Genomic DNA, 24189 nt, shown 5'->3' with positions numbered 1-24189 from the left:
GATCAAAAGCGCACGGGGCGTGGCAAGCGATTCGGCAAGCACTGCCCGCTCGGGGGTTGGTAGCCGTGAGACAAGCTCTCCCAGGTAAAGTGCTGCGCCTGTTCACACGCCGTTGGTAAGCGCTCACCTACTGCTAGTCGCGCTGCCAAGGCCGACGCGAGCGTACAGCCGGAACCATGAAACACTTCCGGCAGCCGCGGCCATTGCCACTGGCGAGTGGTGTCGGGCGAATGCAGTGTATGCACCACTTGCTGTGCCGTACCGGGTAATGGGTCATCCGTTGCCGTTACTAACACTGCTTGGCAACCCTGAGACAGTAGTGACACCGCACGGGCGGTATCGTCATGAGGCTCATGGATCTCAGGCGTCAGCGCCGCTAGCTCAAAGCGGTTCGGGGTTAAGATATCCACAAGCGGTAGCAGCCGATCACGGTAAAGCGCCTGCAAAGCAGCTGTGGATAACATAGTGCCTCCCCCTGCTTTGAGAACCGGGTCAGCAACCACGGGTACCCCAGGAAAACGGCGAATAATTTGCTCCGCAGCGCGTAGCGTAGCTTCATCCGCCAGCAGGCCGAGCTTGATCGCGGCAATCTGCATATCACCGACGGCTTCGGCCATTTGCCGCATGGCGCCAGGGTCGGCGGGCATCACCCGCGACACGTTGTGGCAGTTCTGCACGGTCATCGCCGTGGGGATCGTCACCGCCCAACCGCCGCAGGCGGCGATGGCTTCGCTATCAGCGACCAGTCCGGCACCGCCCGTGGGGTCATGGCCTGCTAACACTAAAACGACGGGGGGAAGGGGTTGGCGCATCAAAAGGGCTTCACTACCGCCAGTAGAATAATCGCGACCAGCGCAATCACAGGCGCTTCATTGAACCAGCGAAAAAATACGTGGCTCTTGGTGCAGCGCGACTGGTCAAACTGCTTCAGGTAGATCAGGCAAACGTGGTGGTAGGCAATCAACAGCGCAACCAGCGTGAGCTTAACGTGCATCCAGCCCTGGCTAAACCACGCAGGCACCAAATAGAGCATCCAACCACCAAAAATCAGCACCAGGATCATCGATGGCGTCATGATGCCGCGATAGAGCTTACGCTCCATAGTTTTGAAGTAAGTGATCGCTTGCTCATCGCCTTTGTCCCGGGCCATGGCGTGGTACACATAAAGTCTTGGCAGGTAGAACAGTGCGGCAAACCAAGTAACAACGGCCATCAAGTGAATAGCCTTTACCCATTCGTACATGGTCTCTCCTTAGGCGGTGACGTATGGCTAGGAATCGGTCTCGCGGGCATCTGTTTGCCGAGCGTCAGTGTAGTGGTAATAACGCTCGATCGCGCCCCGGGTAATGATACCTGAAATTCGCTGCTGCTTTGGTCGATAGCCATGCACCACATAAAGCGCCCCAAGCGCGCTGTCTTGAAGCTTTAAAAACGCTTCCGATAGCGTGGCCTGCAAACCAATCGGGGCCATTTCCAGCCGCTGGCCGGGAATCTCCAAAAGATCAATCAACTCATCCTCCGGCGGCGCTTCTCCATCAAGCGCCTCATCGTGCTCCAACAGCCAGCGGGCAAGCTCCGCCGCCTTCAGCGCCAGCACGGGCTTCTCTTCACTAGAGCGCTCGATCACTAGCCACATGGGGTTGGTTTCCAGCAAGCGGCGGGCTTGGTCTGGCGTAATCATCCGTTCGGTGCGCACCAGTTGGCGCTCCATCACCGCCGGTACTGATACCCGGGAGAGCGCCTGCATCAGCGGCTGCTGCAGCGGGTGTAACCCGTAGCGCACCGAGCTAATGAAAAAACCTTCACAGCCCGTCAGCTGCCGCGACGTCAAGCAGGCCACCACCACGACCAGCATCCCCGGCAGCATGATATTGGGTGTATGCGTCAGCTCTAATAGCGCCATCAGCGCTGCAAGAGGCGCCTGAAGGACGGCCCCCATCATCGCCGCCATGCCCAGCATGGCATAAATGCCCGGGTCCGCGGCTTTATCGGGCCATAGCCAGCCACCAAGCATACCGCCTAGCGCCCCAGTGGCCGCCCCCGCCACCAGCACTGGGCCGATAATACCGATGGGCACACCGCCAGCGACGGTAATCGCCGTAATCAGCAGCTTGGCCACCATCAGCGCCAACAGCACCGTGATCGTCAGCTGATTATTCAGCGCTGCGGCGACGCTGTCGTAGCCGATCCCCTGAATTTCAGGGAACCACCATGCCAACGCCCCAGTGGCCACGCCTACCACTGCTAATCTCAACCACAACGGCAATTTTTGTAAGCGCTGGCTGCGAGAGATATGGATAAATACGCCTGCCATTAACCCAATCACCAAGCCAACAATGACGATCCAGGGCAGGTTCATCAGCGATCCTAACGCCACCTCAGGAATCCGAAAGGCAGGCTCGTTGCCATACATCACCTGAGCCACAAGCGCGCCCATGGTGGAGGCTAAGATCACCGGCATAAAGCTCATCAGGGTGTACTCCATCATCACCACTTCCATGGCAAAGATCACCCCAGCGATGGGCGTGTTGAACGAAGCCGAAATACCGGCTGCCGTGCCGCAGGCCACCAGCACCCGCAAACTGTTATTGGGCAGCCGCAGCTTTAGCCCTAACCCGCTGGAAGCCGCCGCGCCTAAATGGATCGCAGGGCCTTCGCGCCCGGCGGATAAGCCACCCAACACGGAGACGACCCCCACCCACCACTGGTTCAGCCAGTTACGCAGCGGAAAGCGCCCCTGGTGATAGGTGAGACGCTCAATCACATGGCTGACCCCGAGCTTGCGCGCAGCGGAGCGCTGCCGATATAGCAACAGGCCAATCAATGTGACGGCGACGATCGGCAGAAGTGCTCTCAGCCACGGTGACAATCCTTCGAAGGCTTCCGGATCCCCCTCCGGCATATAGAGCACCGCCCCGGCTTCAAGCAGCAGGCGAAACGCCACCATCACTGCCCCAGTAATCACCCCAGACACCAACCCCAGCACACACAGCTGCGGTAAGGCATCCACGTTCGCCAACTGGCGGCGAAAGCTCTCTAGAGTGAAATCTGACCGAGAAAAACGTGCCACAACGTCCGTCCTTGCGTTTGTTGTTCGTTTCATTGTCTCGCGTTGCACAGCGCTCTTAAGCGCTGGCTCTCTTGTGTATCATAGCTGGATACACTTCAACAGCCTGGCCACACTGATTAGGCTGTTAATTATTCAAGCGTTGGCTGTGCGAAGCACACAAGGAGTGGTTTGTGATTAACGTTGGCATTGTAGGCGGCACCGGTTACACCGGCGTCGAACTTCTCAGGCTGCTGGCCCAGCATCCCCAGGTAAGCGTGAAAGCCATCACCTCTCGCTCAGAGGCGGGCGTGAAAGTGTGCGACATGTACCCCAATTTACGCGGCCACTACGACACGCTGGCGTTTAGCGAACCTGACGCCAAAGCGCTGGGCGCGATGGATGCGGTCTTTTTCGCCACACCCCACGGCGTTGCCCATGCGCTTGCAGGCGAGCTGCTGGCTAACGGAACCCGGGTAATCGACCTCTCCGCCGACTTCCGCCTGCGGGATGCCGACGAGTGGAGCCGCTGGTACGACCAACCCCACGGCGCGCCGGAACTGCTGGAAGAAGCCGTCTACGGACTGCCTGAAATGCACCGCGAGAAGATCAAAACAGCGCGTTTGATTGCCGTTCCTGGCTGCTACCCCACCGCCGTTCAACTAGGCTACCTGCCGCTGTTAGAAGCGGGCTTAGTTGATCCGAGCCAGCTGATTGCCGACTGTAAATCCGGTGTGACCGGTGCTGGCCGCGGCGCTAAGGTCGCCTCGCTGCTCGCCGAGGCCAGCGAATCGATGAAAGCTTACGGAGCGGGCGGCCACCGCCACCTGCCGGAAATTCGTCAAGGCTTGGGCGACATGCAGCCCAACCCGGTGGGGTTGACCTTTGTGCCCCATCTAACGCCCATGATCCGCGGCATTCACGCCACGCTTTACAGCACGCTGACCGCCGAGCCCGGCGACTTACAGGCACTGTTCGAGCAGCGCTACGCCAACGAGCCGTTCGTGGATGTGATGCCCGCTGGCAGCCACCCGGAAACCCGCAGCGTTAAAGGCAACAATACCTGCCGGATCGCGGTCCACCGCCCGAGTAACGGCAATACGGTCGTGGTGCTCTCGGTCATCGATAACCTGGTGAAGGGCGCCTCTGGTCAAGCCATTCAAAACCTCAACCTGATGTTTGGCTTTGACGAGCACATGGGGCTCAACGCCCCCGCACTAATGCCCTAACGTTTGAGTAATTCCCAGCAATAGTTGACCAATTTGCTGGGAATTACCCATAATCACCCCCCAATGCGGATTATTCGTTCTTAAAGCTCGCGGGAGGTACCCATGAGCGGTGCAGAAGCTTTTGTTCCAACCCCTCTGTTACTGTCAGACAGCGCACGCAAACGTATCAAAGCGTTAATGGCTGAAGAGAGTAACCCGTCGCTGAAACTGCGCGTGTATGTTACCGGTGGCGGCTGCTCAGGTTTTCAATACGGTTTTGACTTTGCGGACAACGTTGCCGAAGACGACACGCTGATTGAGTTTGGGGATGCCACGCTGGTCGTCGACCCGCTCTCTTATCAATACTTGGTCGGCTCCACGGTCGATTATGAAGAGGGCTTAGCGGGCGCACGTTTTCGTGTCCAAAACCCAAATGCCACCACCACTTGCGGGTGCGGTGCCTCCTTTATGGTGTGACCAACGTTGGTGGCAACCCCTTCCCCATGACTTGACGCCTTGGCGGTTTCTCGCCAAGGTTGAAAGGTCAATAACGTTTGCTTGCCCGATTTATCAGAAAAAAAATTCTATAAACAGCGCAGCAAACCACATAAAACATGGGGAAACTAATGAAACACTTACTCACTACCTCTGCCATTGCGACCGCCATCACACTGGGCTTGGGCAGTACCACCGCGTTTGCACAAACGCCGTCTGTTAACGTGGCCACTGACCCAAGCTTTGTGCCTTTCGAGATGCTCGACCCTGAGACCGGTGAAATGATCGGTTTCGACATGGACATCATCAACGAAGTCGCTGAACGCGCTGGCTTTGAAGTCAACCTCACCACCATGGAGTTCTCTGGCATTATTCCCGCCGTCCAAACCGGCAGCCAGGAGATCGCCATTGCGGGTACCACCATCACCGACGAGCGCTCCCAGGTCGTCGACTTCTCTGACCCCTACTACGATTCCGGTCTACAAATCATCGTGCGTGCCGATAACGAAGAGGTTTCTTCCATTGAAGACCTCGAAGGCCTGACGATTGCCACCAAAATCGGCTCCACCAGCTACGATTTTCTCCAGCAAGAGCTAGGTGAAGACGCCGATATCACGCCCTACCCCGGCACCGCTGATATGTACATGGCACTGCTGGGGCGCAACGTTGACGCCGTTCTTTACGATGCGCCGAACGTTGCCTACTTCTCACAAACCCGTGGCGAAGGCCGCACCAAAGTGGTCGGCCCGCTGTATGAGGGTCAGCAGTACGGCATCGTGTTCCACAAAGGCAGCGAGTGGGTAGAGCCGACCAACGAAGCGCTGGCCGCTATGCGTGAAGATGGCACCTACGATGAGATCTACACGAAGTGGTTCGGTGAAGCACCCAGCGCTGAGTAAGTAGCGCATAGACCATAACCAACGCTTAAAGCGACTCTCACCACAGGGCCGGGCGGCCATTTCCCCCGGCCCTGTGTCGTTGTTCCTCTTGCCTGGAGATAACGCGTGGACGTTAACTTTCAGTTTGATTGGTCGGCTGCCTTTAGCTCGATCCCCTACTTGTTACCCGGTATTCCCTGGACCCTACTGATTTCGTTTGGTGGTCTGGCGATTGGTTTTTTCATCGGTATTTTCTTTGGTCTTTTGCGCATTAGCCCAGTGCGCTGGTTACGCTGGCCAGCCATTGTGTATATCGAAGTGTTCCGTGGTACGCCCATTCTGGTGCAGGTACTGTTCATTTTTTATGGCTTGCCACAGCTCCTGGGCGGGCCTATCAACGCGTTGGTCGCCGGTATTGCCGCCATTGCCGTCAACTCCGGTGCCTATATCTCTGAGATCGTGCGCGGCGGTGTGCAGTCCATCGAGCGCGGCCAGCGGGAAGCATCGCTATCGCTTGGCCTCTCCCGGGTACAAGCCTTCCGCTATGTTATTTGGCCCCAGGCACTGCGCCGTATGATTCCACCGCTGGGCAACCAGGGCATTATCAGTATCAAAGATACCTCGCTTTTCTCCGTCATCGGGGTCAGTGAGCTGGTACGTCAAGGGCAGATCTATATCGCCACCACCTTCACCGCGCTAGAGGTCTACTTCATGGTGGCGCTGATGTATCTCGCCATTACCTGGACCCTCTCACTGGTGCTGCGTCAACTCGAAAGCCGCAGCCTCGCCGGACAATAAGGAGCGCACAATGACCTCTACTCAAACGCCTATTGTGCGTATGCAAAAGCTCCACAAGCACTTTGGCAGCCTACACGTACTTAATGACATCGACCTGGAGATCGTTCCAGGTGAAGTCGTCGTGGTCATCGGGGCCAGCGGTTCCGGTAAATCCACGCTCATTCGCTGTATCAACGGCTTGGAAGAGTTTCAGTCAGGCAGCCTGGATGTGGACGGCAATACGCTGCTACCCAACGGTAAAAGCAGTCAGGCACTGCAAACCATCCGCACCGAAGTGGGCATGGTGTTTCAGCAGTTCAATCTGTTTCCCCACTTGAGCGTGCTCGATAATGTCACTCTCGCACCGATGAAGGTGCGTGGCTGGAGCCGCCAGGACGCCGAAGAGACTGCCAAGCGGCTACTTGATCGCGTAGGTATTGCCGACCAGGCAAATAAGTACCCCAGCCAGCTCTCTGGCGGCCAGCAGCAGCGTGTGGCGCTGGCGCGTGCGCTGGCGATGGAGCCGCGCCTCATGCTGTTCGATGAGCCAACCTCCGCCCTCGACCCCGAGATGATTGGTGAAGTGCTGGATGCCATGCGGGAGCTTGCCAAAGAAGGCATGACCATGGTGATCGTTACCCACGAAATGGGCTTTGCCCGTGAGGTGGCTGACCGCATCATCTTTATCCATAAAGGCGAAATTGCCGAACAAGGCACCCCCGAGCAGCTGTTTGATGCCCCTCAACACGAGCGCACGCAGTCGTTCTTGGCACGGGTACTGAAGCACTAATTTCGTGCTAACCATGTGTTCTTAAATCGCCAATATTGCGCTTAAAACGTCCTATCTAATGGCCTGTCTTCATGACAGGCCATTTTTTTTGCCTGTGGATACTATTTTTTACACGCTTCTCGCTACTTCGCCACGAAGCCCACCATGAGCGCTTATCCGCATGATTAGAGTATATGAAGCAGGTTGTTCACAGGTGCGGTAACAAGCCAGGTACCCAGCGGTGGATAACCCGTTGTCAGTCAGCCTTGTGGGTAAGTCGCACTTTCATCCACAGCTCTAACACCGCTTCTACGCAGGCACTCCGCTGCTTAACCACTTAAAGGTCAACAATGTAAAATATTGATAAAAATAGAGTTAGTAGACTTATCAACAGATTTTGTCCACACCAGTAGTTACTACATCAACAGAACTTCTCTTATTTATTTTTATTTTGTTATTAATAAAGACTGAACCCTTAGGTTGGGGTGTGGAAAAACCTGACGGTTACCCACAGGAGGTTTATACTGGCGGGCTTATTCCAACAGCGCTGAATCGCTGACCACATCATCCGTGCCAACAGGCGCAAGACGAGGTGTCTCTTGAACTACCCCGACCGCTTTGACGTGATTGTCATCGGCGGTGGCCATGCGGGAACTGAAGCCGCACTGGCCTCTGCTCGCATGGGCTGTCAAACCCTATTGCTAACCCACAACATCGAGACGCTTGGCCAAATGTCGTGCAATCCCGCCATTGGCGGCATCGGCAAGAGCCATTTGGTGAAAGAAATTGATGCGCTCGGCGGTGCAATGGGGCTAGCCACGGATTTAGGCGGCATCCAGTTTCGCGTGCTCAACGCACGCAAAGGGCCAGCGGTACGTGCAACCCGTGCCCAGGCCGACCGCATCCGCTACAAAGCCGCCATTCGCGGCATGCTGGAAAACCAGCCCAACCTGACGATTTTTCAGCAGGCGGCAGGTGATCTCATTGTGGATAACGACACCGTACGCGGCGTCGTGACTGAAACCGGCATTCGCTTTCACGCGGAATCCGTCGTGCTCTCAACCGGTACCTTCCTGGGTGGCGTTATCCACATCGGGTTGGATCAAAGTCGCGGAGGCCGCGCGGGTGATCCGCCCTCCAACGCGCTGGCAGAACGACTGCGTGCGTTGCCGTTTCACGTTGACCGGCTCAAAACCGGCACGCCGCCGCGTATCGATGCTAAAACCGTCGATTTTTCGCAGTTGGAAGAGCAGCCGGGCGATACCCCAACGCCGGTGATGTCTTACCTCGGCTCGCGGGAGATGCATCCCCAGCAGGTGAGCTGCCATATCGCGCACACCAACGAGCGCACCCACGAGATTATTCTGGGTAACTTGGATCGCTCGCCAATGTACTCTGGCGTGATTGAAGGGATCGGCCCCCGCTACTGCCCCTCGATTGAAGATAAAGTGCACCGCTTTGCCGACAAATCGAGCCATCAGGTGTTCATCGAGCCTGAAGGCCTGGATACCCACGAGCTCTATCCCAACGGCATCTCGACCTCGCTGCCGTTTGATGTGCAGCTGCAGGTGGTGCGCTCGATCAAAGGGTTAGAAAACGCACACATCACGCGTCCTGGCTATGCCATTGAGTACGATTTCTTTGATCCGCGGGATTTGAAACACTCGCTGGAAACCAAATTTATCCACAACCTGTTTTTTGCCGGACAAATCAACGGCACAACCGGTTATGAAGAAGCGGGTGCCCAGGGGCTACTGGCGGGCTTAAACGCCGCTCGCCGCGCTAAACAGCTCGACGCTTGGTACCCCCGCCGTGATGAAGCCTATCTCGGCGTTTTGGTAGACGACTTAATCACCATGGGCACCAAAGAGCCCTACCGTATGTTTACTTCGCGGGCGGAATACCGCCTGCTGCTGCGTGAAGATAATGCCGATCTGCGCCTGACTGAAAAAGGCCGCGAGCTAGGCTTAGTCGACGACACGCGCTGGGCAGCGTTTAGTCAAAAGCGCGAAGCCATCGAGCGGGAAACTGCACGCTTGGCCACCGCTTGGGTGCAGCCCAATAGCCCGGCGGCTGAAAAAATCGCTGAAATAACCGGCAGGCCGCTACCCCGAGAGTACTGCTTAAGCGATTTGCTGAAACGCCCTGAGCTAACGTATGCCGATATTACCTCGCTCCCCGGTATGGAAAGCGATGATGTGCATGACGAAGCCGTGGCCGAACAGGTGCAAATTCAAGCCAAATATCAGGGCTATATTGATCGTCAGCAGGATGAGATCGATAAGCTTAAGCGTCATGAAGCTACGCCGCTGCCTGCGGAGCTTGATTATCACCGGGTGGAAGGCCTCTCCAACGAGATTCGCCAAAAACTCAGCGACACCCGTCCAGAAACCCTTGCACATGCAGCCAGGATTTCTGGGGTAACGCCCGCAGCCATATCGATTCTGCTCGTGCATCTGAAAAAACGCCGCCTGATTACCAACGCCGAGGTGGCCAACGGATGAGTCGACTCCAGCCGCTGGTCAACAGCTTACCCAATGGCGTTGCACCACGACTTGATCAAGGCCTATCAGCGCTAGGGGTTGTGATTAGCGCTGAACAGAGAGAGCAGCTGCTTGGTTTACTGGCGCTGTTGCACAAGTGGAACCGGGCTTATAACCTCACCGCAGTGCGTGATGTTGAAGAAATGGTCTCGCGTCACGTACTGGATAGCGCCGCCGTTGCCCCCTACGTTCACGGCCCAACGCTGCTGGATGTGGGGGCAGGGCCTGGGTTACCCGGCTTGGTACTAGCGATTATGAAGCCCGAACTTCAGGTGACGCTGCTGGATAGCAATGGCAAGAAAGTCCGCTTCCAGCGCCAAGCGGTGATGGAGTTGGCGCTGACGACCGTGACGCCTACTCAGGCACGGGTAGAGCAGTTCGCCGGCCAGCACTTTGATCAGGTGATCTCACGTGCGTTTGCCAGTTTGGTGGATTTCGTGACGCTAACGCGCCCCCTGCCAACTGCAAATGGCCAGTGGCTAGCAATGAAAGGCCCTGGTGCCGATGACGAGCTGCGTGACCTGCCGGAAGGCATTGAACTCAGCGAGCGCCACCTGTTGAATGTACCCTTTGAAACGGCCGAGCGGCAGCTGTTGATCCTGACCCCAAAAGGAGTTGAGTAGTGAGCCAGATCATTGCCCTGACCAACCAAAAAGGCGGCGTGGGCAAGACCACTTCAGCCGTTAACCTGGCCGCCAGCCTGGCTGCTCTTGACCGCCGCGTACTGCTGGTGGACTTGGACCCACAGGGCCATGCCAGCATGGGCAGCGGGATCGACAAGTACGATCTTGAGAAAAGCGTGCTGGACGTGTTGCTTGGTGAAGCCACTGCAGGCGAGGTTATCGTTCGCGGGCTACCGGTTCACTACGACGTTCTACCCGGTAACGGCGACCTCACTGCAGCAGAAGTCGAATTACTGGATAGCGATCAGCGCCAAAGCCGCCTATCGCTCGCGCTCGCCAGCGTCGCGGACGATTACGACGTGGTGCTGATCGACTGCCCGCCGTCGCTGAATATGCTGACAGTAAACGCACTCACCGCCGCCCATGGCGTACTGATTCCGCTACAGTGTGAGTTTTACGCCCTAGAGGGGCTCTCCGCGTTGCTGGATACGGTGGAGCAGATCAAACAAAGCGTGAATCCTGAGCTTGCCGTCTCCGGGATTCTGCGCACCATGTACGATAAGCGCACCAGTCTCACCCGCGAAGTAGATAAGCAGCTACGCGACTTTTTCGGCGATGCGCTTTTGAAAACGACGATTCCGCGCAACGTGAAAGTCGCTGAAGCGCCAAGCCACGGCGTACCGGTCACCCAATACGCGCGTTTTTCGCGGGGTAGCCAAGCCTATCGCGTGCTGGCTAAAGAGATGATTCGGCGTCTGTCGTTGTAACGGTTGCCGCTGTAGCGTTCAAAGCACGTAACGTTAAAAGTACGAGGGAAAGCGAATGACGCGTAAACGCGCGCTAGGACGTGGCCTGGATGCCCTGATTGGTGCGGGCGCACGTCGTCGTGACAGTTTAGACCTGACCGGTGGCGCAACGCTTGAGAGCGCCGACGCCCCGGTGCCAGACGTGGCGGTAGATGACGCAATGGCTGAACGCCTGGAGCGTCTGCCACTTGGGCAACTGATGCGCGGAAAGTATCAGCCCCGCCGAGACATCCAGCCTGAAGCCCTGGAAGAGCTTGCCGACTCGATCCGTGCCCAAGGCGTGATGCAGCCCATCGTGGTGCGTCCGGTAGGTAAAGACCGCTATGAAATTATTGCCGGTGAGCGCCGCTGGCGCGCCGCGCAACTGGCCGAGCTGGACGTTATTCCGGCGGTCATACGCCATGTGAGTGATGAAGTCGCGCTGGCCTTAGCGCTGATTGAAAACATCCAGCGGGAAAACCTTAACGCCATTGAAGAAGCGATTGCGCTGAAGCGTTTAGGTGATGAATTTGAACTCACTCAGCAACAGATTGCCGATGCAGTGGGTAAGTCCCGTACCCAGGTTGCCAACTTACTTCGTCTGCTGGCCCTCGACCCAGAGGTGCAAACCCTGCTAGAGCGGGGCGATTTAGATATGGGGCACGCTCGCGCACTGCTCTCGTTAAATAGTGCACAGCAGCGCCAAGTCGCCCATGAAGTGGTCAATAAAGACCTTACCGTGCGCGATACCGAAGCGTTGGTGAAAAAGGTGCAAACCCACCAGGCGCCTGTATCTTCTGCCAAGCAGTCAGCCAAAACACCCGATGTGGCCCGCTTAGAAACCCATCTGGGCGAGCTTCTCGGCGCGCCTGTTTCGATTGATCATGGTCAAAAAGGCAAAGGCCGAGTCACTATTCGTTATACAAGCCTTGAAGAGCTGGATGGAATTCTAGCGCATATTAAATAGCACGCTAATGAAAGATGCGGCCTATTTTTAGCCCTTTGGTCGCAAGTCGATGCTGAAACGCGCGAATTCCGTGCAACTTCGGTTGAAGGTGTGATAGTGCTTCCCTATAATCGCGCAAGATTTGTGCAGGTTGGTATTAAGTCACCTACCTGCCAAAGCAATAATGGCCGTTCATTTGACGTACTGGGGAAATATGCAGCGAATTGAGACCCAGCGACGTAAAGCGTACATCCTACGGTTGGCCATTATTCAACTGCTAGTGACGCTGATGGCTATGTTGCTTGCGTATTCATCGACACAGCTAGCAGGCGTGACCTCAGTACTGAAAGGCGCTCTTGTCGCATTGTTGCCACATGCCTTTTTTGTCTATCGGATGGGGTTTTTACATACGAACGTTTCTCAGCGGTCAGCGATGCTGCTGCGCGCCGAGGCAGGTAAGTTTGGTTTGACGGTGGCACTCTTTACAGCCGTATTTGTTGCCGTGCCCCCCTCAAACCCAGCTTTCTTTTTTAGCGCTTATGTCGCGATTGTTCTGACACATTGGCTGGCTCCATTGCTGATGCTAAGGCACCGCGCAACTAATTGAGGTGACATGTCTATGGCCGCAGGTAACGAAGTCTCAACGACTTACTATATCCAGCACCACTTGCAGAATTTAACCTTTGGTAAGCACCCAGAGAATGGCTGGTCGTTGGCGCACTCTGCTGAAGAAGCAAGTGAAATGGGCTTTTGGGCGATCCACTTGGATACCATGGGTTGGTCGATTGCCATGGGCTTGCTGTTCATTTTCCTATTCCGTAAAGCCGGTAAAATGGCGACTACTGGGGTGCCTGGCGGTTTGCAAAACGCCGTTGAGATGGTCTTCGAGTTCGTAGAAGACATGATTAAAGGCGCCTTCAAGGGCCACAATCCTATTATTGCCCCACTAGCGCTAACGCTGTTCGTGTGGATTCTCTTCATGAACACGCTGAAAATCATTCCGGTCGATTACTTTCCGGTGTTGTTCAGCAAGTTAGGCGTCGATTATATGAAAATCGTGCCGACGACAGACGTTAACGCCACCCTAGGCTTAGCGTTGGGCGTCTTTGGCCTCATTCTCTACTACAGCTTCAAAGTGAAAGGCGTAGGTGGATTTGCCAAGGAGCTGTCGTTGACGCCGTTCAACCATTGGGCGCTGATTCCTTTCAACCTGTTGCTTGAAATTGTCGCTCTGCTGGTGAAGCCGTTCAGCCTGGCAATGCGTCTATTCGGCAACATGTTTGCAGGTGAAGTTATCTTTATTCTGATCGCCATGCTGCCATTCTGGGCAATTTGGCTGTTGGATGTGCCGTGGGCGATTTTCCATATTCTGATCGTTGTCCTGCAGGCATTCATTTTTACTGTTCTGTCCGTGGTGTACCTCAGTGCTGCTCACGAGCATCACTAAGCGCACCGCTTGCGTGAGATTAACCCTTAACCTTAACCCTCAACCTTGCACTTAAACTTGAAAAACTAGGAGCATTACCATGGAACTTATCTACATTGCTGCCTCCATCATGATCGGCTTGGGCGCTTTGGGCACCGGTATCGGTTTCGCTATCCTCGGTGGCAAACTGATCGAGTCTACTGCTCGTCAACCTGAGCTGGGCGACCAACTGCAGACCAAAACCTTCCTGATGGCCGGTCTGCTGGACGCCGTTCCGATGATCGGTGTTGGTATCGCGATGTACCTGATCTTCGTTGTTGCCGGTTAATGATTGCATCGCCGAGCGGCTAACCCGCTCGGTTTTGTTTCACTCCGGTCGCCACGAACTTGTCAGAGGTACATCCCTGTGAATATCAACATGACGCTTATCGGGCAGACGATCGCCTTCGCGATCTTTGTCTGGTTTTGCATAAAGTATGTGTGGCCTCCGATCAGCAACGCGCTTCATGAGCGTCAGAAAAAGATTGCTGATGGCTTGGACGCAGCCAGCCGTGCGACTCGCGACCTTGAGCTAGCTCAAGAGCGCGCTGAGCAAACGCTGCGTGAAAGCAAGGAGCAGGCTTCTCAAATTCTCGAGCAAGCCAACAAGCGCTCTGCTCAAATGATCGAAGAAGCACGCGAACAGGCTCGCGCTGAAGGCGAACGCCTGATGGCAAGCGCTCGTTCCGAAATTGAGCAAGAAGTGAATCGTGCAAAAGACGAGCTTCGTGCCCAGGTTTCTCACCTCGCCATCCTTGGTGCCGAGCGTGTATTAGAAGCTTCGGTCGACGAGAAAGCACATCGCAAGTTACTTGATGAGCTTGCTGCTGAACTGTAAGGAGGTGACCCATGGCGGAATTACTTACCGTCGCTCGTCCTTACGCTAAGGCGGCGTTTGAATACGCGCGTGATCATGAGGCGCTTGATAGCTGGTCTCAGGCGCTTAGTTTTTTAAGCGCTGCGGTTGCTAACAGCGACTTTCGTCGCTTGATGGGCAGTCCAAAACTTGAGAATGACAAAAAAGTAGCGCTGCTTTCCGATATGTTGCCGGAACAGCAGAACGACGATTTGTCACGCTTTTTGGATACCTTGGCCGACCAAGGTCGCCTGACGGCACTGCCCTTTATCGCTGAACAGTTCGAGTACCTGCGTGCCGAACATGAACAGCGTGTTGAAGTGACCGTTACGTCCGCCTATGAGCTGGACGGCGAACAGCAGACCAAGCTAGCAGACGCGCTCAAGAAACGTTTGAATCGCGAAATCTCCATTACTACTCAGGTGGACAAGTCGCTTATTGGCGGTGTCATCCTGCGTGCCGGCGATACCGTCATTGACGGTTCGGTGCGTGGTCGATTGAACCGCCTTTCTGAAGCACTGACCGCTTGAGTCTGAGGGACATGGCATGCAGCAACTGAATCCTTCCGAGATCAGCGACATCATCAAGCAGCGAATTGAGAAGCTTGACGTCGCATCCGAAGCCCGTAATCAGGGCACCATCGTCAGCGTTTCCGACGGTATCGTGAAAATTCACGGCCTCGAAGACGCGATGTTTGGTGAAATGATCGAATTCCCCAACAGCATCTTCGGCATGGTACTGAACCTGGAGCGTGACTCCGTCGGTGCTGTTGTCCTGGGTGACTACCTACAGCTTGAAGAAGGCATGACCGCTCAGTGTACCGGTCGCATTCTGGAAGTTCCGGTAGGCCCTGAGCTGATTGGTCGCGTTGTCGACGCGCTGGGTAACCCCATCGATGGCAAAGGCGATATCAACGCTAAACTGACCGACGCGGTAGAAAAAGTAGCGCCTGGCGTTATTACCCGTCAGTCCGTTGACGAGCCGATCCAAACTGGTCTGAAATCCATCGACGCCATGGTGCCAATCGGTCGTGGTCAGCGTGAGCTGATCATCGGTGACCGTCAGATTGGTAAATCTGCCATTGCCATTGATGCGATCATCAACCAGAAAGGCAAAGGCGTCACCTGTGTCTACGTCGCCATCGGTCAGAAGCAGTCGACCATTGCTAACGTGGTGCGCAAGCTTGAAGAACACGGCGCGATGGATCACACCATCGTTGTAGCTGCAGGCGCTGCCGATCCGGCACCGATGCAGTTCCTGGCCGCCTACTCTGGCTGCACCATGGGTGAATATTTCCGCGATCGCGGTGAAGACGCGCTGATTGTCTATGACGATCTTTCCAAGCAGGCCGTTGCGTACCGTCAGGTATCGCTGCTGCTGCGTCGTCCGCCGGGCCGTGAAGCTTACCCGGGTGACGTTTTCTATCTCCACTCACGTCTGCTGGAGCGCGCTGCGCGCGTTAACGCTGACTACGTTGAGAAGTTCACCAACGGTGAAGTGACAGGTAAAACCGGTTCCTTGACCGCACTGCCGATCATCGAAACACAAGGTGGTGACGTATCGGCATTCGTACCGACCAACGTTATCTCTATCACCGATGGTCAGATCTTCCTGGAAACCAACCTGTTTAACTCCGGTATTCGTCCGGCGATTAACGCAGGTCTCTCGGTTTCTCGTGTAGGTGGTGCTGCGCAGACCAAAATCATCAAGAAGCTGGGTGGCGGTGTTCGTCTGGCCCTGGCTCAGTACCGCGAACTGGCGGCGTTCTCGCAGTTTGCCTCTGACCTTGATGAAGCCACGCGTAAGCAGCTTGAGCACGGTCAACGTGTTACCGAACTGATGAAGCAGAAGCAGTACTCGCCGATGTCAGTTGCAGAAATGGCGCTGTCTCTGTACGCCGCTAACGAAGGTCACCTGGATGACGTGAGCGTCGATAAGGTGCTGGACTTCGAACGTGCTCTGCACGATTACATGAAGTCTGAGCACAGCGAGCTGCTCGATAAGATCAACCAGACCGGCGACTACAACGGCGAGATTCAGGACGGCTTGAAGTCAGGTCTCGAGAAGTTCAAGGCGACTCAGAGCTGGTAATGTCCGGCCCGCCTGCGGGCGGGCTTGCATGCTTTCTGAGAGCCACGAACGAAGGGTAGATCGCTATGGCAGCTGCAAAAGAGATACGCACCCAGATCGGGAGCATTAAAAATACGCAGAAGATTACCAGTGCCATGGAAATGGTAGCTGCATCGAAAATGCGTAAAGCGCAAGATCTGATGAAGGCTGGCCAGCCGTACGCCAAGCAGATTCGTAACGTGGTAGGCCACATTGCTGACGCAAACCCCGAGTACAAGCACGACTATATGGTCGAGCGTAGCGAGGTAAAGCGCGTTGGTTATATCGTGGTTTCCACCGACCGTGGCCTGTGTGGCGGCTTAAACGTCAACCTGTTCAAGGCAGTGGTAAAAGACGCTGTTGCCTGGAAACAGCAAGGCGCTGAGCTAGACTTCTGCGCCCTCGGCTCGAAGGCCGGTGCCTTCTTCCGCAATTACGGTGGCAATTTGATTGCTGCAAAAAGCGGATTAGGGGAATCACCGACCGTTGAGGGTCTGATCGGTAGCATTAAGGTGATGCTTGAAGCGTACGATGAAGGACGCCTAGACCGCTTATACGTGGTGTATAACGAGTTCGTTAATACCATGACGCAGCGGCCGGTAGTGCGTCAGCTTCTTCCTCTGTCGTCCGATATGGGCGCAGACGCTAAGCATGACGAAGAAAACGCCCGTCCCGGAAGCTGGGACTACCTGTATGAACCGGATGCCAAGGCGTTGCTAGACAGCCTGTTGGTTCGATTCATCGAATCGCAGGTGTATCAGGCGGTAGTCGAAAACGGTGCGTGCGAACAGGCCGCCCGAATGATCGCTATGAAGAGTGCCACTGATAACGCGGGCAACCTGATCGACGATCTGGAGATGGTTTACAACAAGGCCCGTCAGGCCGCCATCACCCAGGAAATTTCCGAGATCGTCGGCGGCGCTTCAGCCGTATAACGCCTAGGGAGCCTGCCATCGCTTAGGTGGCTCCCGGCAGACAGGTTTCATTTGCAGGTTTTTGAGAGGAACCAAGATGAGCGGACGTATCGTACAAATCATCGGCGCGGTGATTGACGTAGAGTTTCCGCGGGACTCTGTGCCCAAGGTCTACGACGCGCTGAAGGTCTCCGATGTTGAGACCATCCTCGAAGTCCAGCAGCAGCTGGGCGACGGCGTAGTACGCGCCATTGCCATGGGCTCCACTGAGGGCTTAAAGCGTGGCATGGACGTGACCAGCACAGGTGCCGCGATTTCCGTACCGGTAGGTAAGGAAACGCTAGGTCGCATCATGAACGTGCTCGGCGAGCCGATCGATGAAGCAGGCCCGATCGGCGAGCAAGAGCGCATGCCGATTCACCGTAAAGCACCGAGCTATGCTGACCAAGCGGCTTCTAACGAGCTGCTGGAAACCGGTATCAAAGTCATCGACCTGGTTTGCCCCTTCGCAAAAGGCGGTAAAGTTGGTCTGTTCGGCGGTGCGGGTGTAGGTAAAACCGTTAACATGATGGAGCTTATCCGCAACATCGCTACCGAGCACAGCGGCTACTCTGTATTCGCCGGTGTAGGTGAGCGTACGCGTGAGGGTAACGACTTCTATCATGAAATGACCGAATCCAACGTTATCGACAAGGTAGCGCTGGTGTATGGTCAGATGAACGAGCCGCCCGGCAACCGTCTGCGCGTGGCGCTGACCGGTCTAACCATCGCTGAGAAATTCCGTGATGAAGGCCGTGACGTTCTGCTGTTCGTCGATAACATCTACCGTTACACCCTGGCCGGTACCGAAGTATCTGCCCTGTTGGGTCGTATGCCGTCTGCGGTAGGTTATCAGCCGACACTGGCCGAAGAGATGGGCGTTCTGCAGGAACGTATCACCTCTACGAAAACCGGTTCTATCACTTCCGTACAGGCCGTTTACGTTCCTGCGGATGACTTGACCGACCCGTCGCCGGCGACCACCTTCTCCCACCTTGATGCGACCGTGGTACTGGCGCGTTCAATCGCTGAGCTGGGTATCTACCCCGCGATTGACCCGCTGGACTCCACTTCACGTCAGTTGGATCCGCTGGTCGTAGGCGAAGAGCACTATGATGTTGCTCGTGGCGTTCAGAACGTTCTGCAGCGTTACAAGGAACTGAAGGACATCATCGCGATTCTGGGTATGGACGAGCTGTCTGATGAAGACAAGCTGGCCGTTGCCCGCGCGCGTAAAATCCAGCGCTTCCTGTCGCAGCCGTTCTTCGTAGCCGAGGTCTTCACTGGTTCGCCCGGTAAATATGTGTCGCTGAAAGACACTATCCGTGGCTTCCAGGGCATCCTTGCAGGCGAGTACGACAACCTGCCGGAACAGGCCTTCTACATGGTCGGCTCCATCGACGAAGCTGTCGAGAAAGCCAACCAGATGAAGAAGTAATCCCGTCCATTAGGGGGATTCGCTATGGCGAATAGCTTCACTTGCAATATCGTCAGCGCTGAAGATTCCATCTTCTCAGGTACTGTCGAGATGGTGGTAGCTGCAGGGATTATGGGTGACCTCGGCATTTTGCCGGGGCACACCCCGCTGCTGACCGAGCTTCAGCCAGGCCCGGTTCGCGTGATCCACGATGATGGCAAGGAAGAAAACTTCTTTGTCTCTGGCGGCTTCATGGAAGTCCAGCCTACCGTTGTCACAATCCTTGCCGACGCAGCGACCCGTGCCAGCGACCTTGATGAGGCCGCGGCGGAAGAAGCGCGTCAGCAGGCGCTGAAAGCCTTTAACGACAAGTCATCGGAGCTGGATTATACCCGCGCTGCCGCTGAACTTGCCGAAGCCGTTGCCCAGCTGCGAACGATTCAGCAGCTGCGCAAAAAGGCGGGTAAAGGCTAACAACACGCTGCGCGTGAACAAAACGCTCCTTGAACCCGTAATAGGGTTTAAGGGGCGTTTTTTTTGTCCGATATTAAAGCATACGATTAGCAGTATGGCGCTTGCCTGCACACAAGGAGATGGCGATGGCACTAAACGAAGAAGCCCTACAGGCATTAAAAAGTGAGCTGCTGAAAGAGCTTACCCAGGAAGCGCCGAATAAAACACAGCTGGCCGAACGGCTAGCGGAAATTCGATCAGCAGATATTGGCGATGTCTTAGAAGAGCTGATTGAGGAGGATGACGAGCTTGACGCCGCGCTTGCCGTGCTGGCGATTCTCTCCGCCGAGCGGGCGGCCAACGTGTTGGGCTACCTGCCGGGAGAAAGCCAGCTTGAGGTGGTCGGGAAGTTATCCGATACCCAAGTGCTCAAACTGCTGGAAGAGATGGGCTCCGATGAGCGGGCGGACTTGTTCAACCTGCTAGGGGAAGATCGCCGTGAAGCGCTGTTGCGTCGTATGGCGCACCAAGAGCGAGAAGATTTAAAGCGCCTCGCCAGCTATGAGGAAGGTACGGCCGGCGCCATCATGACCTCTGACTATGTAGCCATAGCCAGTGGCATGACGGTGTCGCAAGCGATGATGCGCGTGCGCCAAACCGCCCCTGATGCAGAAACGGTCTACCAGCTTTACGTGCTGGATAATGACGGCCAACTGATCGGTACCATGTCGCTGCGCCAACTGATGGTCGCGCGCCCTGGGGCGTTGGTGGATGACATCATGATCAAAGATGTCATCAAAACCCCTGTGGATAAAGCGCAGGAGGAGGTGGCGAGAATTGTGGCTCGGTACGACTTGCTGGCGCTGCCCGTGGTTGATGCCGATGGCCGTATGGTAGGCATCGTGACTCACGATGATGCCATGGATGTTGCTGAGTCAGAGGCCACCGAAGATATCCACAAAGGGATGTCCATCGGGCAGTTGGAAGATGGCGTTAGCCGGGTGCGGTTGTGGAGCCTTTATCGCAAGCGGGTGTTCTGGCTGGTGCTGTTAGTATTTGCCAACCTCTTTTCGGGAGCGGGCATTGCATATTTTGAGGACACTATTGCGGCACAGGTAGCGCTAGTGTTCTTTTTACCCTTACTGATTGGCAGCGGTGGTAACGCGGGTGCGCAGGCCGCCACGCTGATGGTGCGCGGCATGGCCACTGGCGATATCGGCGTGAAAGACTGGAGCAAGATGCTCGGGCGCGAGCTGTTGGTAGCTGGCTCATTAGGGTTGACTATGGCGGTTGCCGTGGCCCCCATCGGTATTTTTCGCGGAGGCGAAGCGGTGGCCATCATCGTCGCGCTGAGCATGGTCACCATCGTGCTGTTTGGCAGCATGATCGGCATGTGCTTACCGTTCGTACTGGAGCGTTTTAAGGTGGACCCCGCCACCGCCTCGGCGCCGCTGGTCACCACACTGATTGATGCTTCTGGGGTACTGATTTACTTCAGTATCGCCACGGCCATATTGTCAGGCGTTTAGGAGAGGCTTAACGCATGGCGCTGCTGGCCGCGCGGGTAATAAATAGTACTTCCACATGACCAAGCCACTCAATATCGCTAGCCAGCGCTTTTAGCTGGCTGGCCAAGCATTGAGGCGGTTGGTGAACCGCATCGCCAATAATCAGCGATACCGATACCTTATCTTCTAAGTAGTGGAGCTGTAGCTCGTTCAGCGTGCGCCATACCGGATGTTTGTACCAGCGCTCGTTCAGCGCCGCTTCCACTTCTGGACGCAGCGGCAGGCCGGGCAAGCGGCTGGGGTCGCCTTCGCCGGCGTCATCTTCCGGGTCGACGTGGAAGATCACGTCGGTCAATAAAGGAAATTCGTGACGCAGGCGACGGCTCACTTCGTTTCCGATTTCATGGGCTTCCGACACGGTGATCTTCGGTCCCACCACCACATGCAGGTCGACCATCACCCAGCCTGCAGATTGGCGTGTGCGCAGATCGTGTACGCTATCCACCCCAGGTACGCTGCGGGCGACATCGTGCATCTGCTGCTGAATGTCTTCTGGAAGGGCAGTATCCACCAGTTCTCGGGCCGACTCCCACAGCAAATCCCAGCCCACTTTACCGACCAGCAGCCCTACGATGATAGCGGCCACGGCATCTAGCCAGCCTAAGCCAAACTGGGCACCCACCAAGGCGACCAGCACTACCGCTGTTGAAAGCGCATCGCTGCGCGAGTGCCAGGCATTGGCCTCCAGCAGTTTGGACTTCACCCGTTTAGCCACTCGCATGGTATAGCGGAAAATCCACTCTTTGCTGAGTAGCGCGAGCACGGTGATGCCAATGGCTATCATGCCGGGAGCGTTGACTTCGGCACCGCTAAACAGGCGATCCAGGCTCGACCAGGCGATGCCCCCGGCCACGAAGATCAGCACGCTGCCCAATAGCAGGGTGGTGAGAGTTTCGATTCGGCCATGGCCATAGTGGTGATCGTTATCTGGCTCCTGGCGGCCATAGTGAATGGCCGCCAGCACAAAACCATCGGTCACAAGATCAGAGAGCGAGTGAATACCATCGGCAATCAGCGCGGCGGAGCCGACAAGAAAGCCCACTGCCACTTTGATAACGCTCAGCAAACCGTCTAGCCAAGCGCCAATATAGGTAACGCGCTTGGCCTCTTGGCTATCTAGCTCGCGGTTGGGAACCACTGGCGTTTCTACGGTCTGAGTCATGAGGTACCTTGCAGGGACGCACATTTCCAATAGACGCCTATTGTAGCTTACCGCTGCGCAAGCTCTATACCCTCTTGTGAAATCGCATGCTTAACCGGTGCGGACAACGAATTGCTGGATGTGTATCCTTAGCGCCACTGCAAGCGAGTACACATCATTTCATAACGTAATACAGACAGGACGATCTATGGATTGGCTCCAAGTGGTGGTGTTAGCAGTAGTACAAGGGCTCACTGAATTTCTTCCTATTTCTAGCTCTGCTCACCTTATTTTGGTGCCAGTTCTGACCACCTGGGAAGATCAAGGACTCGCCTTCGATGTGGCGCTGCATTTGGGCAGTTTAAGCGCCGTGGTGATCTATTTTCGCCAGGAAATTTGGAAAATGGTCGCTAGCAGCCTGACGGCGGTAAAAGGCAATGGTGTTGATGAAGATGCGCGGCTAGCGTTTTGGGTAACCGTCGCCACGCTGCCAGTATGTGTCGTCGGCTTTTTACTCCATGATCTTATTTCCGGCTATATGCGCTCAACGCTGATTATCGGCATTAGCCTGATCGGTTTCGGGCTACTGTTGGGTTACGCCGATTGGAAAATGCGCGGTACCCGCAGCGAGTATCAGCTGACCCTAAAAGATGTACTGATCATCGGCGGCGCTCAGGTGCTGGCGCTGATTCCAGGTACGTCGCGCTCGGGCATCACCATGACCGCTGCCCTGATGGTGGGTATGAACCGTGAAGGGGCGGCGCGCTTCTCGTTTTTACTTTCAATTCCGGTGATTGTTCTGGCGGGCGGGCTTGAGGCGGTGAAACTATTGAAAGCGCCTCACTTAATTGATGTACCCGCTATGCTAGTAGGGGCGCTGTTATCAGGAATCAGCGCATATGTATGTATTCATTACTTCTTAGTGGTAATTAAAAAGCTGGGGATGCAGCCGTTCGTGGCGTATCGGGTGCTATTTGGTGCTTGGCTACTGTGGTTTTTTCACTTTTAACCCGGCGCGTTTTATTTAAGGAAATTGGATGAAGGGCTATCAAACCGCGCTTGGGCGTGTGGGAGTCGTGGCGCTGGTGGGCGTTTTGCTGGCGGGCTGTTCAGAAAATGATCGGCCGCTGGAGTCACCGGTGCGCTTTGAAGGCGGTATTTTTGGCACCTATTATCAAATTACTCTGGTCGACCCGCTGACGCAGGGCGAAGCCAATGCTTTGGAAGAGGGCATATTGGCCGAGATGGAAGACGTTGACCAAGCGATGTCGACCTACCGTGACGATTCAGAACTAGTCGCCTTTAACGACGCGCCGCTCAACGAGTGGCAGCCGCTCTCTAACGAGCTGATCGAAGTGCTGGCGATAAGCCGCTCGGTGGCGGAAGCCAGTGAGGGGGCGTTTGATATCACCATTGGCGACGTAGTGAATTTATGGAGTTTTGGTCCTGAAGCGCGGCCAGAAGAGGTGCCCAGCGAGGCCGAGTTAAGCGAGCGCATGGCCACGATTGGGTTCGATGCAGTCGAGGTGGATACCCAGCGGATGCAGGCGCGTCGCCTCCGGGATGTATTTGCTGATCTTTCTGGGGTAGCCAAAGGCCACGCTACCGACCGCGTTGCCGCCTACCTGGACCAGCAAAAAATTGAAAACTATTTGGTCAATATTGGCGGTGGGCTGATTGCTCGCGGCTATCGTGACGTTGAAGCGCAAACACCCTGGCGCATTGGTATTGAAGTACCACAAAGCGGGGTACCGGAAGCGCAACATGTGATTGCGTTGGAGGGCATGTCGGTGGCTACCTCCGGTGATTACCGTAACTACTTTGAAGTCGACGGTGAGCGCTTTTCCCATCTTCTGGACCCGCGCACCGGGCGGCCCATTAAGCACCAGCTCGCCTCGGTCTCTGTGTTTCATCCCTCAAATGCCTGGGCAGATGCCTGGGCGACGGCGCTCACCGTAGTAGGCAGTGAAAAAGGTATGCAGCTCGCGGTAGAGAATAACCTGAATATTTTAATGCTAGTGAAAGATGGGGAGAGCTGGCGCAGCCTCGCCAGTCCGGCATTCGTCAACTATTTTGGTGAAGCGCTGGTGAATGAACTGGGAATTGAGCCTTGGGCGACGTCCACTGCGAATCGCCAAACGGAGACAGGTGAATAAC

25 protein-coding genes are annotated in these 24189 nt (G+C 55.7%); 21 read left to right on the top strand and 4 right to left on the bottom strand.

Features of this window, described 5'->3' with window-relative positions; translation table 11 throughout:
* Window positions 1-2 precede the first annotated feature (2 nt).
* From ACIGG6_RS00710 to ACIGG6_RS00700, 3 genes are read right to left on the bottom strand one after another with little or no spacing between them, the layout of a single operon-like run.
* Window positions 3-812, bottom strand: a complete 810-nt coding sequence (locus ACIGG6_RS00710; RefSeq protein ID WP_399841249.1) for a hydroxymethylpyrimidine/phosphomethylpyrimidine kinase — start codon at window positions 810-812, stop codon at window positions 3-5.
* Window positions 812-1243 carry a protoporphyrinogen oxidase HemJ gene (gene hemJ, locus ACIGG6_RS00705; protein ID WP_083025783.1) on the bottom strand — a complete coding sequence of 144 codons (432 nt, stop codon included), beginning with the start codon at window positions 1241-1243 and terminating at the stop codon, window positions 812-814. Before hemJ ends, ACIGG6_RS00710 begins: the two co-directional genes overlap by 1 nt.
* 27 nt (window positions 1244-1270) lie before the next feature.
* The gene (locus tag ACIGG6_RS00700; RefSeq protein WP_399841246.1) at window positions 1271-3070 is read right to left on the bottom strand and encodes a chloride channel protein; all 1800 of its coding nucleotides are present in this window, start codon (window positions 3068-3070) and stop codon (window positions 1271-1273) included.
* 170 nt (window positions 3071-3240) lie between these two features.
* Between ACIGG6_RS00700 and argC the strand changes: the two genes are divergently transcribed.
* The 19 genes from argC (at window position 3241) to mgtE (ending at window position 20852) form a co-directional block, all read left to right on the top strand.
* Window positions 3241-4275 (top strand): N-acetyl-gamma-glutamyl-phosphate reductase, encoded by a 1035-nt coding sequence (gene argC, locus ACIGG6_RS00695; protein ID WP_399841244.1) that lies wholly within the window; start codon window positions 3241-3243, stop codon window positions 4273-4275.
* A gap of 102 nt (window positions 4276-4377) precedes the next feature.
* Window positions 4378-4731, top strand: coding sequence for an iron-sulfur cluster insertion protein ErpA (erpA, locus tag ACIGG6_RS00690; protein WP_399841241.1), 354 nt, complete (start codon window positions 4378-4380; stop codon window positions 4729-4731).
* A 149-nt stretch (window positions 4732-4880) separates the two neighbouring features.
* The gene (locus tag ACIGG6_RS00685) at window positions 4881-5648 is read left to right on the top strand and encodes a transporter substrate-binding domain-containing protein (protein WP_399841238.1); all 768 of its coding nucleotides are present in this window, start codon (window positions 4881-4883) and stop codon (window positions 5646-5648) included.
* 105 nt (window positions 5649-5753) lie between these two features.
* Window positions 5754-6425: an amino acid ABC transporter permease gene (locus tag ACIGG6_RS00680; protein WP_399841235.1), complete on the top strand. Its 672-nt coding sequence runs from the start codon at window positions 5754-5756 to the stop codon at window positions 6423-6425.
* Window positions 6426-6435: 10 nt separating this feature from the next.
* Window positions 6436-7194 (top strand): amino acid ABC transporter ATP-binding protein, encoded by a 759-nt coding sequence (locus tag ACIGG6_RS00675; protein WP_399841232.1) that lies wholly within the window; start codon window positions 6436-6438, stop codon window positions 7192-7194.
* Window positions 7195-7772: 578 nt separating this feature from the next.
* On the top strand, window positions 7773-9677 hold the full coding sequence (gene mnmG, locus ACIGG6_RS00670) for a tRNA uridine-5-carboxymethylaminomethyl(34) synthesis enzyme MnmG (protein ID WP_399841230.1): 1905 nt from the start codon (window positions 7773-7775) through the stop codon (window positions 9675-9677).
* Window positions 9674-10339, top strand: coding sequence for a 16S rRNA (guanine(527)-N(7))-methyltransferase RsmG (gene rsmG / locus ACIGG6_RS00665; protein WP_399841227.1), 666 nt, complete (start codon window positions 9674-9676; stop codon window positions 10337-10339). Before mnmG ends, rsmG begins: the two co-directional genes overlap by 4 nt.
* On the top strand, window positions 10339-11106 hold the full coding sequence (locus ACIGG6_RS00660; RefSeq protein WP_054640719.1) for a ParA family protein: 768 nt from the start codon (window positions 10339-10341) through the stop codon (window positions 11104-11106). The genes rsmG and ACIGG6_RS00660 overlap by 1 nt, the downstream gene beginning before the upstream one ends.
* Window positions 11107-11161: 55 nt before the next feature.
* On the top strand, window positions 11162-12091 hold the full coding sequence (locus ACIGG6_RS00655; protein WP_399841224.1) for a ParB/RepB/Spo0J family partition protein: 930 nt from the start codon (window positions 11162-11164) through the stop codon (window positions 12089-12091).
* Window positions 12092-12329: 238 nt separating this feature from the next.
* Window positions 12330-12677: an ATP synthase subunit I gene (locus ACIGG6_RS00650; protein WP_253502770.1), complete on the top strand. Its 348-nt coding sequence runs from the start codon at window positions 12330-12332 to the stop codon at window positions 12675-12677.
* A gap of 12 nt (window positions 12678-12689) precedes the next feature.
* Window positions 12690-13517 carry a F0F1 ATP synthase subunit A gene (atpB, locus tag ACIGG6_RS00645; protein WP_172515718.1) on the top strand — a complete coding sequence of 276 codons (828 nt, stop codon included), beginning with the start codon at window positions 12690-12692 and terminating at the stop codon, window positions 13515-13517.
* A gap of 79 nt (window positions 13518-13596) precedes the next feature.
* Entirely contained in the window at window positions 13597-13824 is a 228-nt protein-coding gene (atpE, locus tag ACIGG6_RS00640; RefSeq protein WP_038479860.1) for a F0F1 ATP synthase subunit C, read from the top strand.
* A 78-nt stretch (window positions 13825-13902) separates the two neighbouring features.
* Entirely contained in the window at window positions 13903-14373 is a 471-nt protein-coding gene (locus ACIGG6_RS00635) for a F0F1 ATP synthase subunit B (RefSeq protein ID WP_044628601.1), read from the top strand.
* Between the two features lie 11 nt (window positions 14374-14384).
* Window positions 14385-14921, top strand: coding sequence for a F0F1 ATP synthase subunit delta (locus tag ACIGG6_RS00630; RefSeq protein ID WP_172515149.1), 537 nt, complete (start codon window positions 14385-14387; stop codon window positions 14919-14921).
* A 16-nt stretch (window positions 14922-14937) separates the two neighbouring features.
* Window positions 14938-16482: a F0F1 ATP synthase subunit alpha gene (atpA, locus tag ACIGG6_RS00625; RefSeq protein WP_399841220.1), complete on the top strand. Its 1545-nt coding sequence runs from the start codon at window positions 14938-14940 to the stop codon at window positions 16480-16482.
* A gap of 65 nt (window positions 16483-16547) precedes the next feature.
* Window positions 16548-17435, top strand: coding sequence for a F0F1 ATP synthase subunit gamma (gene atpG / locus ACIGG6_RS00620; protein WP_399841218.1), 888 nt, complete (start codon window positions 16548-16550; stop codon window positions 17433-17435).
* A 76-nt stretch (window positions 17436-17511) separates the two neighbouring features.
* Window positions 17512-18891 carry a F0F1 ATP synthase subunit beta gene (gene atpD, locus ACIGG6_RS00615; RefSeq protein ID WP_253502761.1) on the top strand — a complete coding sequence of 460 codons (1380 nt, stop codon included), beginning with the start codon at window positions 17512-17514 and terminating at the stop codon, window positions 18889-18891.
* 24 nt (window positions 18892-18915) lie between these two features.
* Window positions 18916-19344, top strand: coding sequence for a F0F1 ATP synthase subunit epsilon (locus ACIGG6_RS00610; protein WP_083022917.1), 429 nt, complete (start codon window positions 18916-18918; stop codon window positions 19342-19344).
* Window positions 19345-19469: 125 nt separating this feature from the next.
* Window positions 19470-20852: a magnesium transporter gene (gene mgtE, locus ACIGG6_RS00605; RefSeq protein ID WP_399841215.1), complete on the top strand. Its 1383-nt coding sequence runs from the start codon at window positions 19470-19472 to the stop codon at window positions 20850-20852.
* A gap of 7 nt (window positions 20853-20859) precedes the next feature.
* On the opposite strand, the gene ACIGG6_RS00600 is transcribed toward mgtE, so the two are convergent.
* Window positions 20860-22053 carry a cation diffusion facilitator family transporter gene (locus tag ACIGG6_RS00600; RefSeq protein WP_399841213.1) on the bottom strand — a complete coding sequence of 398 codons (1194 nt, stop codon included), beginning with the start codon at window positions 22051-22053 and terminating at the stop codon, window positions 20860-20862.
* 187 nt (window positions 22054-22240) lie between these two features.
* On the opposite strand from ACIGG6_RS00600, the gene ACIGG6_RS00595 reads away from it, so the two are divergent.
* On the top strand, window positions 22241-23041 hold the full coding sequence (locus tag ACIGG6_RS00595; RefSeq protein WP_399841211.1) for an undecaprenyl-diphosphate phosphatase: 801 nt from the start codon (window positions 22241-22243) through the stop codon (window positions 23039-23041).
* A gap of 28 nt (window positions 23042-23069) precedes the next feature.
* Entirely contained in the window at window positions 23070-24188 is a 1119-nt protein-coding gene (locus ACIGG6_RS00590) for an FAD:protein FMN transferase (protein WP_399841208.1), read from the top strand.
* The last annotated feature ends 1 nt before the right edge of the window (window position 24189 follow it).

Source organism: Vreelandella lionensis, assembly GCF_044543515.1.
GTDB lineage: Bacteria > Pseudomonadota > Gammaproteobacteria > Pseudomonadales > Halomonadaceae > Vreelandella > Vreelandella lionensis.
The sequence above is the reverse complement of the archived record's forward strand: the minus strand, read 5'-3'. Positions and strand labels throughout refer to the sequence as shown.

What these genes read in the sequence shown, in the direction of transcription:
- erpA (WP_399841241.1), top strand. Translation starts at nt 4,378, where the DNA reads ATGAGCGGTGCAGAAGCTTTTGTTCCAACCCCTCTGTTACTGTCAGAC.
- atpG (WP_399841218.1), top strand. Translation starts at nt 16,548, where the DNA reads ATGGCAGCTGCAAAAGAGATACGCACCCAGATCGGGAGCATTAAAAAT.
- ACIGG6_RS00675 (WP_399841232.1), top strand. Translation starts at nt 6,436, where the DNA reads ATGACCTCTACTCAAACGCCTATTGTGCGTATGCAAAAGCTCCACAAG.
- atpD (WP_253502761.1), top strand. Translation starts at nt 17,512, where the DNA reads ATGAGCGGACGTATCGTACAAATCATCGGCGCGGTGATTGACGTAGAG.
- ACIGG6_RS00610 (WP_083022917.1), top strand. Translation starts at nt 18,916, where the DNA reads ATGGCGAATAGCTTCACTTGCAATATCGTCAGCGCTGAAGATTCCATC.
- ACIGG6_RS00600 (WP_399841213.1), bottom strand. Translation starts at nt 22,053, where the DNA reads ATGACTCAGACCGTAGAAACGCCAGTGGTTCCCAACCGCGAGCTAGAT.
- ACIGG6_RS00710 (WP_399841249.1), bottom strand. Translation starts at nt 812, where the DNA reads ATGCGCCAACCCCTTCCCCCCGTCGTTTTAGTGTTAGCAGGCCATGAC.
- atpA (WP_399841220.1), top strand. Translation starts at nt 14,938, where the DNA reads ATGCAGCAACTGAATCCTTCCGAGATCAGCGACATCATCAAGCAGCGA.
- ACIGG6_RS00655 (WP_399841224.1), top strand. Translation starts at nt 11,162, where the DNA reads ATGACGCGTAAACGCGCGCTAGGACGTGGCCTGGATGCCCTGATTGGT.
- hemJ (WP_083025783.1), bottom strand. Translation starts at nt 1,243, where the DNA reads ATGTACGAATGGGTAAAGGCTATTCACTTGATGGCCGTTGTTACTTGG.
- atpE (WP_038479860.1), top strand. Translation starts at nt 13,597, where the DNA reads ATGGAACTTATCTACATTGCTGCCTCCATCATGATCGGCTTGGGCGCT.
- ACIGG6_RS00590 (WP_399841208.1), top strand. Translation starts at nt 23,070, where the DNA reads ATGAAGGGCTATCAAACCGCGCTTGGGCGTGTGGGAGTCGTGGCGCTG.
- mgtE (WP_399841215.1), top strand. Translation starts at nt 19,470, where the DNA reads ATGGCACTAAACGAAGAAGCCCTACAGGCATTAAAAAGTGAGCTGCTG.
- ACIGG6_RS00630 (WP_172515149.1), top strand. Translation starts at nt 14,385, where the DNA reads ATGGCGGAATTACTTACCGTCGCTCGTCCTTACGCTAAGGCGGCGTTT.
- rsmG (WP_399841227.1), top strand. Translation starts at nt 9,674, where the DNA reads ATGAGTCGACTCCAGCCGCTGGTCAACAGCTTACCCAATGGCGTTGCA.
- ACIGG6_RS00595 (WP_399841211.1), top strand. Translation starts at nt 22,241, where the DNA reads ATGGATTGGCTCCAAGTGGTGGTGTTAGCAGTAGTACAAGGGCTCACT.
- atpB (WP_172515718.1), top strand. Translation starts at nt 12,690, where the DNA reads ATGGCCGCAGGTAACGAAGTCTCAACGACTTACTATATCCAGCACCAC.
- ACIGG6_RS00685 (WP_399841238.1), top strand. Translation starts at nt 4,881, where the DNA reads ATGAAACACTTACTCACTACCTCTGCCATTGCGACCGCCATCACACTG.